At 67.5% G+C, this 18731-nt stretch carries 11 protein-coding genes and 1 tRNA gene; 7 read left to right on the plus strand and 5 right to left on the minus strand.

Going from position 1 to position 18731, the window contains the following annotated elements; all coding sequences use genetic code 11:
- Nucleotides 1–14 precede the first annotated feature (14 nt).
- From ABZY91_RS12635 to ABZY91_RS12655, 5 genes are all read left to right on the plus strand, one after another.
- On the plus strand, nucleotides 15–806 hold the full coding sequence (locus ABZY91_RS12635) for a DUF1684 domain-containing protein (protein WP_355401926.1): 792 nt from the start codon (nucleotides 15–17) through the stop codon (nucleotides 804–806).
- 355 nt (nucleotides 807–1161) lie between these two features.
- Nucleotides 1162–1374, plus strand: coding sequence for a hypothetical protein (locus tag ABZY91_RS12640; RefSeq protein WP_355401928.1), 213 nt, complete (start codon nucleotides 1162–1164; stop codon nucleotides 1372–1374).
- A 216-nt stretch (nucleotides 1375–1590) separates the two neighbouring features.
- Nucleotides 1591–2796, plus strand: a complete 1206-nt coding sequence (locus ABZY91_RS12645) for an MFS transporter (RefSeq protein WP_329882834.1) — start codon at nucleotides 1591–1593, stop codon at nucleotides 2794–2796.
- 132 nt (nucleotides 2797–2928) lie between these two features.
- A tRNA-Pro gene (locus ABZY91_RS12650) sits at nucleotides 2929–3005 on the plus strand.
- Nucleotides 3006–3965: 960 nt separating this feature from the next.
- Entirely contained in the window at nucleotides 3966–4712 is a 747-nt protein-coding gene (locus ABZY91_RS12655; RefSeq protein WP_355401930.1) for a hypothetical protein, read from the plus strand.
- A gap of 117 nt (nucleotides 4713–4829) precedes the next feature.
- On the opposite strand, the gene ABZY91_RS12660 is transcribed toward ABZY91_RS12655, so the two are convergent.
- Together ABZY91_RS12660 and ABZY91_RS12665 are read right to left on the minus strand one after the other, a co-directional pair.
- Nucleotides 4830–5327, minus strand: coding sequence for a tyrosine-type recombinase/integrase (locus tag ABZY91_RS12660; RefSeq protein ID WP_355401932.1), 498 nt, complete (start codon nucleotides 5325–5327; stop codon nucleotides 4830–4832).
- Nucleotides 5255–6091: a site-specific integrase gene (locus ABZY91_RS12665; RefSeq protein ID WP_355401934.1), complete on the minus strand. Its 837-nt coding sequence runs from the start codon at nucleotides 6089–6091 to the stop codon at nucleotides 5255–5257. The genes ABZY91_RS12660 and ABZY91_RS12665 overlap by 73 nt, the downstream gene beginning before the upstream one ends.
- Before the next feature lie 821 nt (nucleotides 6092–6912).
- Between ABZY91_RS12665 and ABZY91_RS12670 the strand changes: the two genes are divergently transcribed.
- Entirely contained in the window at nucleotides 6913–8067 is a 1155-nt protein-coding gene (locus ABZY91_RS12670; protein ID WP_355401936.1) for a serine/threonine-protein kinase, read from the plus strand.
- Nucleotides 8068–8126: 59 nt separating this feature from the next.
- Complete coding sequence (locus ABZY91_RS12675; RefSeq protein ID WP_355401938.1) at nucleotides 8127–9500, plus strand: PIN-like domain-containing protein; 1374 nt, start codon at nucleotides 8127–8129, stop codon at nucleotides 9498–9500.
- Here the strand turns inward: ABZY91_RS12675 and ABZY91_RS12680 are convergent.
- The 3 genes from ABZY91_RS12680 to ABZY91_RS12690 form a co-directional block, all read right to left on the minus strand.
- Entirely contained in the window at nucleotides 9489–10649 is a 1161-nt protein-coding gene (locus tag ABZY91_RS12680; protein WP_355401940.1) for an AAA family ATPase, read from the minus strand. The two genes, ABZY91_RS12675 and ABZY91_RS12680, sit on opposite strands and share 12 nt — an antisense overlap.
- Nucleotides 10650–10757: 108 nt before the next feature.
- The gene (locus ABZY91_RS12685) at nucleotides 10758–15812 is read right to left on the minus strand and encodes a class I SAM-dependent DNA methyltransferase (protein WP_355401942.1); all 5055 of its coding nucleotides are present in this window, start codon (nucleotides 15810–15812) and stop codon (nucleotides 10758–10760) included.
- A 76-nt stretch (nucleotides 15813–15888) separates the two neighbouring features.
- Nucleotides 15889–18714: a DEAD/DEAH box helicase gene (locus ABZY91_RS12690; RefSeq protein ID WP_355402008.1), complete on the minus strand. Its 2826-nt coding sequence runs from the start codon at nucleotides 18712–18714 to the stop codon at nucleotides 15889–15891.
- Nucleotides 18715–18731 lie beyond the last annotated feature (17 nt).

Here is an 18731-nt window from a genome sequence, read left to right on the forward strand (position 1 = left end):
GGGAGGGCGTGCCGATGACGGCGACCGCCGCAGAGGACTGGAAGCACTGGAGCGATCAGCGGACGGCGTCCGTGAGCGCACTGCACGGGCAGCTGTCGCTCACCGGCACGCACTGGCTCGAACCGGATCCCGCCGAGATCCCCGGCCTGCCGGGCCTCTGGTGGACGGACACCGAGGGCATCCGGTTCCGGGCGACGGCCGCCGACGGCATCACCGTCGCGGGCGCGGAGGCCCCCGTCGACGGTGAGGCGCTGCTCCGCCCGGACACCGACCCGTCGGCGGACACCGCCACCCTGGGTGAGCTGCTCCTGGTGCCGATCGAGCGCGAGGGGGAGCTGGCGCTCCGGGTCTTCGACCCGGCCGCACCCGGGCGGGCATCGTTCGCGGGCATCTCCGCCTACACCTACGCGCCGGAGTGGGCCGTCCCGGCGGTCTTCACCCCGTTCGAGGGCGAGGCCGCCCAGGCGCTGGTGGTCCCGAACGCCGACGGCAAGGAGCGCCGCCTGGCCGTGAGCGGCCGGATCGAGTTCACCGTCGCGGGCGAGCACCGGACGCTGACGGTGAGCCGTTCGGGCAACGGCCTGAGCGGCGTCATCGCCGACGCGACGAGCGGCCGGGACACCTACCGGTTCCGGTTCATCACCCTCCCCGAGCCCGACGCGGACGGGCACACGGTGTTGGACCTGAACCGCGCCTACCTGCCGCCGTGCGCCTTCGCGGACCACTTCATCTGCCCCTTCCCGCCGCCCGGCAACCGCCTGGACTTTGCGGTGGAGGCGGGCGAGAAGCAGGTCCTCACCCGCTAGTCCGTCCGCTGGTCCGTCCGCGGAACGACTGCAGTACGTCTGCAGTCGTTCCGCGGACGGTCCTCGGCGTGCCCCGCATCCCGTCCGGGCCGCCTGCTGGTCGGCGGGCCGAACGGGACGCGGGGCGTGGCCCGTGTGGCGTCTGGCTGCGCACCGGCGTGGCCCCGAAGCTGCACCTGACCGCCAAGTCCTGCCGGGCCCTTCTTCGAGGCGCGTCGCGCCGAGTCGGGCGCGACCTTCGTCACCTGGACGGTGCTCGCGGCCCGCAAGTTGGAGGGTCCGATGATCCAGGGGGCCCTCGCGCGGTACCTGGGCATCGAGGGCGTCGACCCTGTCCCGGCAGCTTGAGCAGCAGATGGAGCGGCGCGGGCTCGTGGTGTGCCGTCGCATCGACGAGGACCGGCGCGCGGCCACCGTCGAACCGGCCCCCGAGGGGGAGCTGTACGTCCGGATCTCGGCGGTCGCGGTGACCGGTCAGCAGGAGATGTCGAAGGGCCTCGGCGACGCCGGCGTCGCTCAACTGGTCGTTCTGGTGGACCGGCTCCTCGGCAACGTCGGAGTCGACTGACCCCGGTCGGTGGTCCCGGAAGAGCGGGGCGGAACATGGGTTTCCGTGTCGACCAATCATCCTGCCAATCAGCCCCCCGCCGACGCGGTCCCGGCCCCCACCCCGGCGGCACCGTCCCCCTCGGCGCCCGCCGACGCCGTGCCGGTCACGGCTCCTGCCGTACCGGCCGCGGCCCCTCCGTGGTACCGGCGGGCCGCACGCGGGGCCTTCGCCGACCTGAGCCCCCTGCGCGACAACGCCGACTACCGGCGGGTCTGGTTCGGCCAGGTCGTCTCCTCGGTCGGGCAGCAGATGACGGCCGTCGCCGTCTCGGTCCAGGTCTACGATCTGACCGGTTCGACCTTCGCGACAGGCCTGGTCGGCCTCTTCTCCCTCTTCCCGCTCATCGCCTTCGGCCTCTACGGCGGTGCGATCGCCGACAGCGTCGACCGCCGCCGCCTCGGCCTGATCGGTTCGGCCGGCCTCGCCGTCGTCTCCGCCGTCCTGGCCGCCCAGGCGCTCGCCGGCCTCGGCCTCGTGGCCGTCCTCTACGTCGCCGTCGCCGTCCAGGCCGGCTTCTTCGCGCTCGGCTCACCCGCCCGGTCCGCGATGATCCCGCGCCTCGTCCCCGCCGAACAGCTCCCCGCCGCCAACGCGCTGAACACCGTCAGCATGAACCTCGGCCTCACCGTCGGCCCCATGCTCGGCGGCGTCCTCATCGGCGCCTACGGCGTCCAGTCCGCCTACCTCGTCGACACCGTCGCGTTCGCCGCCACCATCTACGCCATGTGGCGCCTGCCGGCGATGCTCCCGCTCGGCGAGCGCAAGGGCCGGGCCTCCGTCCTCGACGGCCTCCGCTTCCTGCGCGACCAGCCCAACCTGCGCACCAGCTTCCTCGCCGACCTCGCCGCGATGATCTTCGGCATGCCACGCGCCCTCTTCCCCGCCATCGCGGTCACCTTCTACGGCGGCGACGCCCGCACCGTCGGCCTGCTGGTCGCGGCCCCCGCCGTGGGCGCCCTCGCCGGCGCCCTCTTCTCCGGCTGGGTCGGCCGAGTCCGCCGCCAGGGCGCCGCCGTCCTCGTCTCCGTCGTCGCCTGGGGCCTCGCCATCGCGGCCTTCGGCCTCGTCCGCAACCTCTGGCTCGGCCTCCTCCTGCTCGCCGTCGCCGGCTGCGCCGACACCGTCAGCATGATCTTCCGCAACACGATGATGCAGGTCGCCGCCCCCGACGAGATGCGCGGCCGCCTCCAGGGCATCTTCGTCGTGATCGTCGCCGGCGGCCCGCGCCTCGGCGACTTCGAATCCGGGGCCGTCGCGTCCCTCACCAGCCCCGCCGTCTCCGTCGTCACCGGCGGCCTCGCCTGCGTGGCCGCCATCCTCCTCCTCGCCGCCCGCCGCCCCGCCTTCCTCCGCTACGACGCCCGCCACCCCACCCCCTGACCCCACCCCCATACCTGGCAGCGAGCACCCCCCGACGTGCTGTATTGTTTTCCACGTCGCCGGGACACCGGCCGACAAGGTCGAGAAACCCGAAGCAGAGTCCCTCAGACTCCGCCCAGGGCCACGAGACCACGGGACGTGGCGCAGCTTGGTAGCGCACTTGACTGGGGGTCAAGGGGTCGCAGGTTCAAATCCTGTCGTCCCGACCAGCGTTTTCGCAGGTCGGAGGGCGCTTCCATCGGAATGATGGAAGCGCCTTTTTCGTGCGTGTCGCGGGTGGTGATCGCATGGTGGTCGCACCCTGATCGACCTGGGAGCCCAACCCGAGGACGGGCTGGGGTGGCCAACTCGCCGTAGATGGGCTGGAGTTGGGGCCGGATGGTCAACCGTGATTCTCCACCGCCCGGCGAGCTCGACCCTCCCGAATGGGTGACTCGCACCATCGAATTGACGACTGCCGTGCGTGATCGTCTCTGGTGGCGACCGTTTCACGCAGGTATGTCCCGATTCTTGGCTCCGGGTCCTTGTCCGTATGCCTCCCCAGTGATCGTTCCGGTACGACCACCATGCGATCACCAAAGACGGGGCGTGGTCGTTGAGCTGCAACGGCCCCTTCAGGGCGCGACAAAGAACCCCCCTGGTTCGCCCGCGAGGACGGTACGCCCCGATTGCCCGGAGCCGATCGCGGCCGTCAGCGCCTCGCTCCTACCTCGGCAGCGTATTCGCAAAGACCTGCCAGGAAGCGCTCGTACGGCGCCGATCGGAGAACAGTCTGTTCTTCACCTTCGTGACGCTCGGTCGGTGCCGCGATGCTGAGGCCGGAAACACGCAACCTTCGTCTGGGTCAGATCCTGTCGCCCGACATTCCGTTGGGGCCATACCAGGATCTGCCGCTGTCCTGTTCTCGGTCTTCGTCCGGATTGGGAAGGCTACATGGTGGCGCGGAATGCGGGCAGTTACGATCCGCACCGGCGGTTCAGTACCTGGAGGTGTCGCTGAAGTCCGCGGTCCGCGACTTGTGCACGCACTGCGCGTGGCCGGTTCCGAGTGAACATCCGCTCGTCGGCTTCGCTGAAACAGCGTCAGCTCTGATGTCATTGAGGGCATGGGCGAACGCCGGACACGATGACGGAGACCCTCCGGCGGAGCCGGGGAGCCTGAACTCGGACGTGATCGCGTCTGAGCGCGCGGTGGACTCGAGTGCTGTGCGTGAGCGCCGACGCCGGCACTGGCGGTACCTGCAGACCCAACTGCTGGAGAGTCACACGGTCACAGCGGCGTACCCGTGGCTCGAGTCGTGGGTGGAGCCGATGCGGGCCGGGCTCGCCGGAGCTGTCGACCACACACGGCGGAGCCTGGCCTCACTGTTGAATCAGGCGGAGCTGGTCGAGGCGGCCTGCGCTGCAGCCCTGCCCTCCCCCAAATTCTCGGGTGCGCCGGCTTTCGTTGGCCTCGGCACCAGCAGCCCGTGGTTGTTGCAGGAGGCGTGGGCCCGCTGGCAGCAGGAGTGCGCTGCGGGCTGGAGCGGGCTGGAGGCAGGCCGGAGCACGGCAACTTCCGTGCTCTATGCGGCGTTCGGGCGTCGCCGCCGAGGTCGTGCGGAGGCGCTCGAGGGGCTGGATCGCCTCGTGGACAACTGGAACGCCCAGGCGCGTGCTCTGGCCGCGCAGAGCGCCGCGTTTCCCCTCCGCCCGGTCACGGTCGATGTCCTCGCGATCGTTCGCGACAGCGTCACGGGCCGGGAGGAGGACCAGCTCACCCGGTGGGAGGCCGGTGTCATCGCCGTGTATCAGGTGACCGCGCACTGGCCGACCGGGAGTGTTGGCTTGCTGGCGCCCAGTCCCGTTGCCGCGCAGCTGCTCCGGGGTGGTTCCCTCGTCTTGGAGGCCGAAGACAGCGACTGCACCGGCTTGTGATTGCTGAATCGCGAGTCGGCGCGACAGCACAATGCCGGGCCTGGAACCGGCCACGAACGGGCCGGCTCCAGGCCCGGCATACGGGTTACGGACCCCCGCGAACTGGGTGATTTGTTGTCAGGCGGCGTGTCCGTGGCGGTAGGGCTGGCCGGAGTCGAGGTCGGCCTCAGCCCGAGCGAGGGCATCGGCCAGGGCGTTGACCGCTTCGTCTGCGGCGTGCTTGAGCAGATGTCCGTAGAGGTTGATGGTCGTGGCCAGCGTCGAGTGCCGCAGGGTCTTGGAGACCACCGCCATCGGCACACCGGAGGTGATCATGATGGTGGCCGCGGTGTGCCGCAAGTCGTGCATCCCAATCCGCGGCAGCCCGATCTCCGCCGAGCGCCGCCGCAGCTCCTTCAGCGCCTGCTGGGGCCGCAGGGGCGCGCCGTCGATACCGCCGAAGACCAGCCCTTCCATCGGTGCGCCCGGCGGGAGCAGCGCTCGCTGGTAGTCGGCCTGGCGGTGCAGGGCGGCCATGGCCCGCGGGTTGAGGCTGACCCAGTTCAGGCTCGCCTTGGTTTTCGGCGGTCCCAGGTGCAATTCGTTGTTGCCAACCGCGGCCAGGGTCCAGCGCACGTACAACTTGCGCTCCATGAAGTGCACGTCCGGCCAGTGCAGGCCGAGTGCAGGCCGAGTGCCTCGCCTCGCCGCAGACCGGTTCCCAAGATCAGCTCGAACAAGTCTCCGAGCTGGTCCGCGTAATGCTGGGCGTTGTGGCGCAGGAACGCTGCAGCCTGCAGCGGGGTCCAGCACAGGCGCTCGGGCGCGGCAGGCCGCGCCACGATCGCATGCCGCGCCGGGTTGTAGGTCAGGCGCTTGCTGGTCACGGCGTGGCCGAGCGCGCTGCGCAAGGTGGCGCCAATGCGGTACACGGTGACCGGTCCGCGCCCTGCGGCGAGCTGGTCGGTGCTCCAGCGTTCGATGTGCCGGGCCTTCAGGTCGACCAGCCGCATCCACCCGAACACAGACAGCAGATCGTTGTGGACGTACGCCCGGTAGTTCGCGTAGGTAGAAGCCTTGAGGGTCCTCTCCTTCAACGCGAGCCACTCAAGCAGGTAGGCGCCCACGGTGATCTTCGGGTCTTCGAACACCCCGGTCCGCTCCGCACCCAGCACCAGCTCCAGCTGGTGCTGCGCTTCCTCCTGCGAGCGGTACCCACTGCGGCGGCGGGTCTTTCGGCCTTCCTCCAGCGACGGCAGGTCCACCGCATATGCCCAACTCCCGTGCCCTTCCTCCGTCTTCAGTCGTGGGCAGGACACCCCCAGCTGTCGTCGGCTCTCGTCGCGGCAACCACAACGCCGGTAAACACGGCCGCGGGCGGTGGGCAGACTGTCGGTCATCAAGATTCCTTCGCTCAGGTGATCCTGAATCGACAAGTGCCCACCCGCCGCGGAGACCATGGGACTCGAGGAGCGGCGGGCGAAGCGCGCGGCGGGCGCGCGAAGCTCGCGACGGGGGCACGGATCCGGGCGGGGTAAACCAATGCACCCGTTTGCTGACAGGGCATACACCGCCTGGCTACCGGGCATTCGGCGATGTGCGTCGTTGAGCGACGGCAGCCCGAAGCCTCGATTGCCGGACTGCAGGCATGGTCGGCGGAGAAACGCTACCGATGCGACATGGGTACGCCAGTGAGACGGCCGGCGACGGTGCGGTCATGGTTACCGGGGCCGGAGGCGGGGCCGCAGTCGGCGTGGGAGCACGGGCTTCTGGCCTGGCTTCGGAAACGATTGCCGTGGAGGTTGGCCGGGCCGGGCAAGTGCTCAGTGCCAGCGGGACGGTCAGCCCGAGAGCCGCTACCGGTTCACCCGACCGTGAGCCGAGATCGCCTGCCCTCAATGGACCAGCGGCACCTGCGGCCAGCCGTCCTGGTCATCATGAGGGGCCAGAATCACGGTTCAGCCGCCGCCCACATCCGAGCCCCGGGTCTCGAAGAGAGTAGTTCCGCCTCTGCCGGTTCCTCAGGGGCTCGGCGGACCGGGGCTCCAGCCAGCGACGCGCAGGACGGATTCCCCGAGCGTCGTACCGCGTGATCATCGCCTTGGGACAAGGAGCGGTCAGTACTGGAAGCCGTGTTCCGTGGAGCGGGAGAGGTCGGCGGCTGTATCCGTTAGCGTTGGCCACGACGGACGGCCGAGGACACCAGGGTGAGGTCTCTTACGTGAACGTGGCGCCATTGAGCCCGGAAGACCCGGTGGAACTGGGCGGGTTCCACCTTGCTGGACGCATCGGCCACGGCGGGATGGGGCAGGTGTATCTCGGCGAGTCGCCGGCCGGGGAGGCCGCGGCGGTCAAGGTCATCAAGCCGTCGGTAGTCGACTCCGAGACGCGGCAGCGCTTCGCTTTGGAAATCGAGGTGCTCAAGACGGTATGGGGCCCGCGTATCGCCGCCTTCATGGATGCCGACACGGAGGCCGAACGGCCATGGCTGGCGACGGAGTACGTCGAAGGCCCTGACCTGCGGAAGCTGATCGAAAGCCAGGGGACTCTGTCCGGACTGTTCGCGGCCTCGCTGTGCGCGACGCTGGCCGAGGCGCTGGCAGGCGTGCACAAGCAGGGGCTGCTGCACCGCGACCTGAAGCCGGCGAACATCCTGCTCGGACCGAACGGCCCGAAGATCATCGACTTCGGACTGGCCGTCTTCGCCGAATCCAGCGCCTCGCTGACCGCTCCCAACATGATCGTTGGCACACCGGCATGCATGGCCCCCGAACAGGCCAACGGCGAGAAGCCACTGACGGCGGCGGTGGACGTGTACGCCCTTGGGGCGGTGCTGGTGTTTGTGCTGACTGGGCACTACCCCTACCACGCCGACAACCTGCACGTGATGTTCCACCTGATCACTGACCCGACCAAGGAACCAAGCCTGTCCGGGGTGCCGGAGGAACTCGTCCCGCTGGTCACAGCCATGCTGCGTCGGCCTAAGGAGCAGCGGCCGAAACTCCTGGAGGTTGTACAGCAGTGCCGGGCGATCATCGAGGCAGGAGGTCTGACGGTCGCTCAGGCACGGCGGCGGTTGACGGCCCTGACCGCGGCCGCGGTGGTTGAGGCAGCCGTGGAGGATGCTCCGACGGAGATCGTTACGGCAGTGCAAGAGCGACAGGAGTGCGCTGCGGATGACGTCCCGGACGGCTATACGCCCACGCTCAGGGATGCGACTTGGCCGACTAGGATTGAGATCGAGGGAGTTCCCGAGTCGCTGATCGAATCCGCTGTCAAGTCGACCCTGCCTCCGAAGTCACAGGCACGGTCGGCCGCAGCACGGCGGGTGGCGAATCAACTGCGCGAGGCTTATGCGCAGCACGCCGCGTTCTGACCTAGGGGAAGTTGCCGAACACAGATGCAGACCCGACGGTTCCTGGGCATGATCGGGCTATGGATCAAGTGAGTGACGGTGTGGCTTCAAACGGCGGTGGGAACCCGTCTCCGGGGCAGGACGGTCAGCGCAGCATCTACGACGGGTTCGAGACGTTCCGTCAGTGGGGCGAAGCCGACTACGAGACGGTCATGCGATACGGCATCGTCGTTCCTGACACCAATGTACTGCTGGACCTGTATCGGTATACCGAGCAGGCACGCGGGACGCTGTTGGCGCTGTTCGGCAAGCTGGAAGACCGCCTGTGGGTACCGAATCGGGTGTTGGACGAGTTCTGGCATCAAAAGCGGAACGCCTTGCAGGCGCCCGGCCGAACGACCGAGCAGGCAAAGGTTGCCCTGGGCAAGCAGCACGAGGCAGCCGCAAAGATCGTGCTGGAGTGGGCTGAGGGATTTGCTCTGCCCGACGAGGATCTGGACGAGATCACAGGGAAGCTCACTGATGGGTTCGCGGGGGCCATCGAGGGGTTGGGCCAACTCCTCAGCAAGCACACCAGTGCGGAGCAGAGCAACGACGATGGGGCTCCGGTGATCGATGAGCTGGCAAACCTGCTTGCAGGCCGGATCGGTGTTCCCTTCGAGCTGTCGGAGCGGAAGGAGTTGGCTGAGCGCGGGGCCGAGCGGATCAAGGCGAAGGTCCCGCCGGGCTATATGGACGAGAAAAAGGGTCAGGCGGCAGTGGGCGACTTCTACGTCTGGGAGCAGGTGCTGCGCGAGGCCGAGCGCCGCAAGTGCGATGTGCTGCTGGTGACGGGGGACAAGAAAGAGGACTGGTGGCGCAAGGAGAACAACCAGCCGTGCGCTCCACGTCAGGAGCTCATCGAGGAGTTGCGGCAGCGCGCCGGCACCCGGCTGTTCATGTTGACGCCAAGAGACTTCACTACCCGAGGGGCGAAGATCCTCAGAGTCGAGTTGCCGATGGGGTCCATCGCAGAGATCGAACGGGTTGACCGTCTGCGCTCTGTCGAGGAGGAGACAGAGGACGCTGTGGCTGCACCGACAGCCGCCGACACCTCACTCGGCGACTGGAACGCCGAAGCTTTGCGGGAGATGCTACTGAGGTTGGAGATCGAAGGTTTCAATGAGCGGGCCGCGGTGATTCGATGGGCTGCGGACCATGACGGCTCCGTGGATCGGAATACCGTCATGGAAATCTGTGGCTACGACCAGGACGGCAAGCTGAACGCCTTCACCCGACCCCTCGGTCGCCTCACCAGGGAACTCCGCGACGAAGGGCTTGTGGCGGATGATGTGGCGCCGCTGTTGCGAGCCGCCTACGACTCGGCTGTCAGCTACGTCCGTGCCAGCGGGTTCCAACTGCATCCCTCGGCTGTTCCGCTGGTACAGCGGCTCGCTGAGGAGTCAGGAGACTGACGTCGGCTTCAGTGTGCCGCGGCGCCGGCCTGTCTGGGCGCCGATCAGGGAGCGGCCCTTGGAGTCGCGGTCGCAGTGGATGTACTCGGTTGTATCCAGCTTGCTGATGATCGACTCCGAGTGAGTGGTGACCAGGAACTGGGTCCGGTACTGGACCTCGCGGAGCCGCTCCATGATCAGGCCCATGGCATCGGGGTGAACTCCATGATCCAACTCCTCGATCGCGGAGAGTGAGCGGGAGTGAGGGTCGTGCGCCAGGCCGAGCAGTGCGAGCAGCCGCACGGTGCCGAAGGAGGCATCACGGAGAGCGGTGACGCCGTGGAGGCCCCGTTCGGTGAGGACCACGTGTACACGGTCGGGCCGGTCGGCGCCAATGACGTCCACATCCACCACGGACTTCACGACAGTCTTCATGTCGGCGACCAGGTCCTTCCAGGCGGTCGGCTGGTGCCGCTTCAGGCCGTAGAGGAAGTCGGCGAGATTGCGGGCGTCGGCGGCAAGTCGAGGGACCTCGTCCGTGACGGCCCAGGGTTCACGTGCCAGTCGGACGTCGATTTCAAAGACGCGCGCATCGGAGAGCAGTTCGCGGAGAGGGGCGACGAAGTCGCGTTCAAGCGGGCCGAGTAGAAGGTGCCCGTCTGGCTCCAGCACGCTCTGCATAGCTCCGAGAGGCGAAGGGGACGGCGGCAGACTGTTCCATCCGGGGCCTGTCGCAGTGACAGTCCTGCTGTCGACCGTCAGGACGGCCACTGCGCCGTCGCCTGCATGCCGAGTGATCGACTCGGTGCGCCAGAGGACGGATCCCTTTGAGGGGTGCCGTCGATGTCGGACCACGAGCTCGTAGCGATCGGGGTCAGCTTCGGACGCGCCCTGCGTCCAGATACCCTCCAGGCAGATACGCATCTTGCCTGGAGGGTGTTCCTTACCTCGGAACGCCACGCTTTCGTACCCCTGATGGTCAGCCAGGGCCTGCTCCAGGCTGGAATGACAGACCTCTGCCAGGAACTTGATGATGTCCATGACGTTGCTCTTGCCGACCGCGTTCTCGCCGACCAGCGCCGTCAGTTGGCCGAGGGGAAGATTCACTTGGGCCAGTGAACGGTAGTTCTCGGCTGCGATGCGAAGAAGCCGATACTTCAACTGATGCACCAATCAGGCATGGGTGGACGGGGGCTGATCACGGAGCTGAGGTGCACCCGATCGGGTTGACGCTATCGCAGGGCGGCGAGGTGGTCGGCATGGTTGGTGGAACGGATGTCACTGCGGCTGGCCAGACGTTGGCGGAGCCCAGCGGCCAGCTGCGATCTCGGCATCGAGGCAGGACTGGAAGTGGGCGTGGGCTGCGCGCATCTCGACTGGGCGGTCGGCTTTGTAGAAGGGAGCGACGTAGCCGGCGGGGGGTGGGGTGATGGTGGGGGATGCGAGGTGGTCGAGGAGGTCTAGATAGTCCTGTTTGATCTGCCCATGACCGTAGACGTTGAAGTTCTGGGCGATCCGACGGCCGGTGGCGTCGAAGTAGGTGGCCGACTCGTAGTCGTCGAGGATCGGGTAGCGGGACTTGTAGATCGCGATGAGCTGGTCAGCGGTGATGCCGAGCCAGACAGCGACGAGCGCGTCGAGTTCGACGAGGGCGGCACGGCGTTCGAGTTCGGTGCGGAGGGGGGTGGCGTAGGTCCAGGTGGGGGTGAGGCCTTCGGCGAGGGGGTTGAGGTGCGGCCAGTTGGGATTAGCCCAGTCTTCGTAGCCTGCCCAGCGGGGGTCGAAAAGTTCGGACCAGAGAGAGGTGTAGTGGATGGTGAGGGCGTTCAGGCGGAGGGCGCGGACGAGGAGAGCCGACGCGAGGGGGTGGCCGGGGTCGGGGGCGGGCATCTTGCGAGCCTCGGCAACCTGGAGGTCTGAGCGGCTGGTGATACGCAGCAAGTAGTCGAGGGGCAGTGACGCCCAGAAGCCCGCGTTGAGAGCCGTCATACGGTTGTCCGGCAGGGCCGTCGAGTACACGGCGTGCACATGGGCCGGGCCTGGCGGAATGAGAACGGCATGCAGGCAGCGGCTGCTGTCGAACGGGATCATCTTCCGCCATGCCAGACGAAAGTACGAAGTGGACGGTCTACCGTGCCATGAGTCCTGGGCCGCGAGATGCGTGATCTGGTCCGAGGCTCGCACGTAGTTGGTGACCGGGACGAAGTCCTCGGGCAGTTCCGCAGGGGCGCGCAGGTCCCAGTCCCTGTTACTGCGGCAAGGGATTCTCGGCTCCTTCGAGAAGGGGAGCGCTGCCGCGAAGTGCGGACCCTGGAGGATGACGTCCGAGAGCGACGAGACGCTCTGATTTCCCCAGCGAATCAGGCCGTCCTTCTTTGCGTTGGCTTCGTCGTAGCCTCGCGTAATCAACGGCTGGTAGTCGGCGAGACTGGTGTCGTACGTGGCCAGTGCCTCGATGGCCCCTTGTTCGCTCTGTAGAACGGGGTACAGCAGCGGGGTCTGATCCGCCGTGCTTCCCGAGCCGTTCAGCTTCTGCCAGCTGGCCAGCAGCTCTGCGTCCACACGCACCACCCGCTCGCGGTGCGGCCGGATGTCCCACGAACCGTTGTGCTTGATGCCGGGCGCCTCACCCTTCCCGTCATGGGCCAGCGAGTCGGGAAGCACCTCGGCGTCGCGGAGCTCGCTGAGGTGCAGGAAGTCTGGCTCCTGCGGTGTCCCATAGATGTGCATCCCGAACTCCTGGGACCAGTTCAGGTCATCGAATGCCCAGCGGGACGAGTTCACGAAATGTGCATGTACCCGCAGGTGCTGGTATGCCTCCGCTCGGATCGTGCCCTCGCGTGCGCCGCCGAAGTGCGTGTCCGGGTGGATGAGTCCCGCGCTGCCGTGCCGCGCCAGATGCGCCCACACCTGTGCCATGAACGCCCGGTACAGGTCCCCCTGCGTCCCCACCAGCAGTGGGTACACGACCGGGCTTCCGAGCGTCGCCGCCGAGCCGGCGTGAACCGCCAATTCGTTGAGGAGATAGGCCTTGTTGCTGTTGTCAGCGCTGAGCACCTCGTCCTTCCGCAACCGCCACTCCGCCGCCCCCGGTTTCTCAGCGAGCACGAACCATGGCTCCAGCTCCGCCAGCACCAGGTCCTCCTGCCAGCGCGGCCGTACCCACGGCGGGTTCCCCACCTGCAGGTCGTACCCACCCACTGCGAACACCTGGGCGAATTCCAGCTCCCAGTGGAAGAACCCCTGCCGTACCGCCACATCCCGGGCCACCCCAGCCCAGGGGAACCGGGACTCCAGCCAGTACGAGCGGTCCATTCCCATCAGATCAGGCAGCGCGTCCTCATACGGCGTCAGCTCTGCCAAAGTCTCGAACTGGCCCACCAACGAGTCAGCCGGCACGTCCTGGGTCCCGAGCAGAGACTCTGCGAAGTCGAGCCAGTCGTCCAGCTTCGCCAGCGGGATCACCGACCGCCGCTGATCGCGGATGGCTTCCTTGCGCCGCCCAGTCCTGCGCCGCTCCACCGACTCCCGGGTCATCTCCCCACTCTCGACCACCCCGAAGAAGTCCTCCGCCTCCCAGGCGACCAGTACCCCTGAATCCTCCAGTTCCTCCGCTCGCTCGGCCAGGCCCACCGACCGCGCGTACCGCTTGTGCGTGCCATCCAGCAGCGCGGCCTCCTGTACCGGCCAGAACCACAGCGCGCACCAGGCGTCCATCAGCGTCTTGAGCCGCCAGTACGGAGTGTCGACCGCCTCAAGGTCCGCCAGGACCTCCTCCCGCTGCACCGCCGCCTCCGGCGAGCGCAGCCGGCCCTCCTCGGCGCCCCAGACGTCGATCTTCCGCGAGATGTCCCGCTCGGAGATCTCCAGCCGTCGCACGACCAGGCCCCACAGGTATTCGGTCCGCCTGGCCAGCCCCTTAAGCCGTGTAACCTGCTTGGCATTCGGTGCCTTTGTGATGGCCCGTCGCCACGCCCCCAGAGCCTTCGCTGCCTCCGGGGCCAGCGCTCGCGCCTCCTTCTCCCCTGCGACCGAACCCCATTCCTTCGCCGGCAGCAAGAAATGGTGCACTGCCCCCTCCGACAGCGGTGTGCCCGCGACCGCATCCGAAAGCGGGAAACGATCCGGGGTCGTCCCCAGCCAGCCGCCCTTGGCGAGGCGGTCGGCCGGGTAGACCTCCCGGCGCCCGCCGATGAGCGAGTTGCCGCGGCGCAGGTGGAGGCCGAACCAGGGGGCTTCCATCCCCGGGTGCATGGTGTTGAGCCACAGCGAGACCTCGGCGAGTTCGACTGCCGTCGAGTTGAGGTCGACACCGTAGGAGTTGTGCAGGGCGATGTATGCCTTGGTGCGCTGCAACTCCAAGGCGTAGCGCTCGGTGTCAATGGCGAGGCCCAGCTCGTCCTGACGTCGCCTCAGGTACTCGGCCGCGACCTGATTGATGGCCTCGTTGAGGAAGGCCCCGGAGCCGAGCGCGGGCTCGCAAATCCGCCAGTCCAGCATCTCCCTCGCGGGGGTGACGGTCCCCTCCTGGTCAAGCCGGTGTTGCAGCGCCAGCTGCACCGTCACCTTGGTCAGCGATTCCGGGGTGTAGTACGAGGCAGATGTCTGCCGGTCGCGTCCGGACAGCCGGTAGACGAACGAGCCGGGCGCGTACCGTACCCGCCGTTCCTCCCCCGTGTCCTCGTCGCGCTGGCGGACGAAGACTTCGTCCGGGTACTCGTCGACCTTGGAGGACGGGACCAGCCAGGAGCCATCCTTGGGGTCACCTCCCTTGGCGACCTCGTACAGCTCCTCAGCTGCCACGAAGCCGCTGTAGGACATCAAGCCCTCGTAAACCGCGCCCAACTGGTTGATCCCAAGCTGGGCGTAGGAGATGAACCCGCCCCGCTCCCCACGTCGGCCTTTGGTGAGCATGAGTAGTCGCAGCACCTTGTAGAGGGTGGCGTTGCGTAGCCGGGTGTCGACGAAACGTTCCTCGCCGGTAGCGTCCGCGTCGTGGTGCGGGTCGGCCACGGCACGCTCGCCGATCAAACGGATCGAGTCCGGCTCGAAGAGCTTGGAGTGCAGGGGTTCAAAACGCAATCCGATGTCCTCGGAGGAGGACGCGGTCACCACCTCGTCGCCGTGGGTACGTCGGGAGCGGTGGCCCTCCTGCACCTGGCGGAAGAGCAAATCCAGCGACTGGTAGAGATACGTCCCCCGACGGGACGACTCACCCACCAGGTCTCGCTCGGCCACCAGTTCGCCGAGCCGTCCGAGCCCATAGCCCTGCTGATACTCGGGGTAGTCGGACGGGAGGATACCGAGTTCGGGGCGGGCTTCCGCATAGAGCAGGAAGAGAATGCGGTACAGGAATCGCAGCGACTCCACAGTCAACTGCTTGCCCAGCTCTGGAAGTTCATTGACCTCCTCTGGGCCGACACCCTGCTCGCGCAAGCGCTCCAGCACCTCATTGGCGATGAGTTCTACGCTCAGCCGCAGTCCGTCCCGGAGTTCGCTGGACACCCCGACCGCATGCTTGGTGGACTTACCGACGAGCTCTGCCAGCGGGTTCTCGCCACCGGTCTCGGGAGTGCGCAGCGAGTCAGCGCCGAATAGCGCCGCCACGGTGTCGATCTCACCGCCAAGCTTGGTGTCGTTGCGCTCAAGGGCGGCATCCAGCGAGACCGCGAGGTAGCGCCCCTCCCCCCAGGTTGCACGGTCGGCGAGGACGACCACGCCGCCGACCAGGAGAAGCACGTAGCGAGGTGCTTCCTCGCACGCGAAGAGGAATGAGGCGAGCTTGGAGCCGGTGGCGATGGTGTGCTGACCATCCAGGACCAGCGGGACGAGCAGCCGTCCCATGCCGTCCGGGTCGAGAGCGTCGTCCGGTTCGGGCGACCAGCCGCAGTCAAGGGCGACCAGGCCTTTCTCCGCGTGGGCGACCGGCACCTCGTACGTCTGCTCGGCGCGTTCGACGGTGATGGTGCCAGGCTTGGCGTCGAATCCCAGGGCGCGCAGGACCTCGGCGTTCAGACCCTGGACGCGCGCTCGCCAGGCGGGCGCGGAGTAGGTGCCTGCGTCGTCACTGTCGGTGACGACCTCCACGGCATTGCGTTCCTCCTCCAGAGCGAAGAAGGAACGGGAGCGGAAGTAGGGGCGGCGCAGGGCACGCAGTCCTGCTCGCGGCGTAACCGGCAGCGCGTTCTTGGGGTGGTCGCCGTCCTGGTCGGCCACTTCCTCGCGCCGCTTCCACTGGGCCAGCAGTCCGGCCCGAAGGTCCTTGGGCAGGACCTCCGCGAGATAGTGCGCGGAGAAGTAGTCACCACGGTTGACCAGGGAGTCGTACGTCATCGGGCAGCACCTTCGGAATGTGGCACGAAATGCAGTAGAGGCAGGGTTAGCGGCGAAGCCAGGAGCTGATGCCGCATCAGCCGGCGGGGGCCAGGACAGCCAAGACCCGCAGCATGGGCCTGCCTGTCGTCAGCAGCGAATCGGCGAGGGACGCCAAGCGCTCTTTCGCACGGCCGCCTCCCGTGGGCCCTCCGCTGGCCAAGGTGGGCTGCTCCCAGTTACCCAGGCGCAGTTTGTAGTGCTCGATAGGGGCGCGCAAGGGCTCGTCCCAGGCTTCGCGATGGCGTTCGAGGAAGGTCTCGGCGGCCGTCAACACGTCCGGGATCGCCTCCGCAAGGCGACCTGTGTCGTACCCGCGCATCGGGTTGGCCATCGCGGGGCCGACACCGGATCGACGCAGTATGGCCACCATGTCATCGTCCACGGCGCCGTCGGAGGTGATGGCCATCCACCTGACGACGGTGGGGCGGCCGAGGGTGTTGGAGTAGATGCCCTGGACCAGGTAGGTGGTGCGTGCAACGTCGGCGGTAATGACGGGGGCCTCCTGACGGTCGAGCTGTACCAGGACCTTGTCCGTCAGCCATTCCACCACCGGATGAAGGTCCGTCAGCAACGAGATGTCCGGCCAACTGGAGGTTCCGGACTGTCGGGCACGCTGGAGACTGTGCTCAGCCAGCCGACGGTTGAGAGTGACCAACAGGCGTTCGCGCAGTCGCTGCTCGCGGACGTAGTCGAGCGGCAGGGCCTTCAGCCGGTGGATCAGATCGGCGGGGGGCCGGAAGGAGATGAGGCCCGAGTCGGGGTCGGTGGACAGGTCGAAGCGGTCCCGGGCGTCGGGGAAAACCTCACGCAGAGCCTCGTCGAAGAACTCCCGGGTGGAGCCGAAGAGGCTGGGGACGTTGGCCTTGGGCACGGCTCCGTGCTCGCCGCCGGGTTCGTCCCCGACCGCGCCGAAGAAGTCGGAGAGGAAGTCGTCCATGCCGTCGCCATCTGCCTGACCGGAGTCGCGGGCATCCAGCGAATCGTCGACGCTGCGGCCGCGCAACAGGTCGTGGATGAGGGACTTCTCCTCGGCTTCGGCCCGGTAGAGGCCGGAGACGGCCTCGGCGGTGCCCAGTGCCCGGTGCGCCTCGTCCTCGCGCTCCAGCAGGCGTTCGGCGACAAGAGTGTCGTCCTTGGCTCCCTCCGTCGCGCTGATCATGATCAGGGCGCGGAACTGTGGCTGGTGCTCCTGTCCGTAGCGGTCGATGCGGCCGTTGCGCTGCTCGATGCGGATGAGTGACCAGGGCACGTCGTAGTGAATGAGCTGGTGGCACTGGCGGTGCAGGTTGACGCCTTCGGAGGCGACATCGCCGGTGAGGAGGATGCGTACGGGGGTGTCGGCCAGGCCGAAATCCTCGACACACTGCATCTGCTGCTCGTCGGACAACCCACCGTGCATCACCCGCGCGGCCTCGTCGCCAGCCCGCCCCTTGAAGCCGAGCGCGGCCGGCAGGACGCGGCGCAGCCACTCCAGGGTCTGTACCCGTTCAGAGAAGATCACGACACGGGTCTCGGATCCCGGCTTGACGCCGATGGTCTTCAGTTGCTCGACCAGGGCGTGGAACTTGCCCGAGTCGGACTCCGTCATCGGTGCGATCAACTCCCGCAGTCGGTGCAGAGCCTCACGTTCGACGGCCGTCCCGGCCTCCGTCGGCTCACCCTTCTTCTCCAAGGTCTTGATGCGGGCCGAGACCGTCGCGTTGAGAGCTTCGTGCGAGGAGAGAAAGGACTTCAGCAGCGTGTAGGGGAACAGCGGAATGGCAGAGACCGACCTGGTGCCGTCGGTGGGCAACCAGGACGTGGCCAGCTCCGCGAAGACACGCTCCTCGGCCGGCGTGGCCGTGACCCGGACGGACTGGGAGGGTCCGCGGTCGGCCCACTGGCCCTTCATCTGGTCGCGGACCTCGGGGCTGACCTTGGTACGGCGGATGAAGAGGTGCTCGATGTCCTCAGCGCGGTAGGCCTCGGGGTCACGGATCGCAGCAGGGTCGAGCAGTGAGATGAGCTCGGCAAACGAACGGGCGTTGCCGTTGTGCGGGGTGGCCGAGGCCAGAATGAGGGCATCGGTGTGCGGGGCCAGAGTCTGGGCGAGCTGATTGCGCAGGGATCCCTTGTTGATCAGGTTGTGGGATTCGTCGATGACGACAGCGTCCCAGTTGATCCGCTCCAGGTGGTGCTTGTACTGGTCAGTGTTCTTCAGCGTGTCGATGGAGACGATCACCCGCTTGAAGTAGGTGAAAGGGTTACGGCCCGCTGGGATCTCGCGCTGGATGCGTTCGATACCAACGGAGTCCAGACGGATCAGCGGGATCGCGAACCGGGTCCACAGTTCCTGCTGGAACTGCTCCAGGACGTGTTGCGGGGTGACCACCAGAATCCGCTCGCCCCGGCCGCGCCGGATCAGCTCGGCCAAGGTGAGGCCAATCTCCAGGGTCTTGCCGAGACCCACCACATCAGCGATCAGTACCCGGGGCCGCAGATTGCGGCCGGACAGGGCCAGCTCGGCGGGGCGCTGCTGGTAGGGCAGAGGGTCGAGGAGGAACGAGTCGCTGAAGGCGAGGCCACGCTCGGACTGCGGCAGCGCGGTCTTGCGGAGGACGGCTTCCAGGAAAAGCCTGGAGCGACGGAAGTTCGGGGAATCGTCCCGGACCAGCTTTGTGCGGCGCGGGTCGAGCAGCTCGACCTGGTCCAGCGCGGTGAAGAACACAGCCTCCTGGTCGTGGACGAACTCCGAGGCCCCGACCGCGTCGATGCGCACACCGTCGAACTCAGTGCGGGTGGTGTTGCGCACCAGCCATACCTCGTCCCGGACGAGCACCTGGGCCCCGGGCGGGAACTGCTCGTTGCCGAGACCCTCCATCGTGGTCGCGCTGCCGT

Origin of the sequence: Kitasatospora sp. NPDC002965 (assembly GCF_040611255.1) — a bacterium.
GTDB lineage: Bacteria > Actinomycetota > Actinomycetes > Streptomycetales > Streptomycetaceae > Kitasatospora.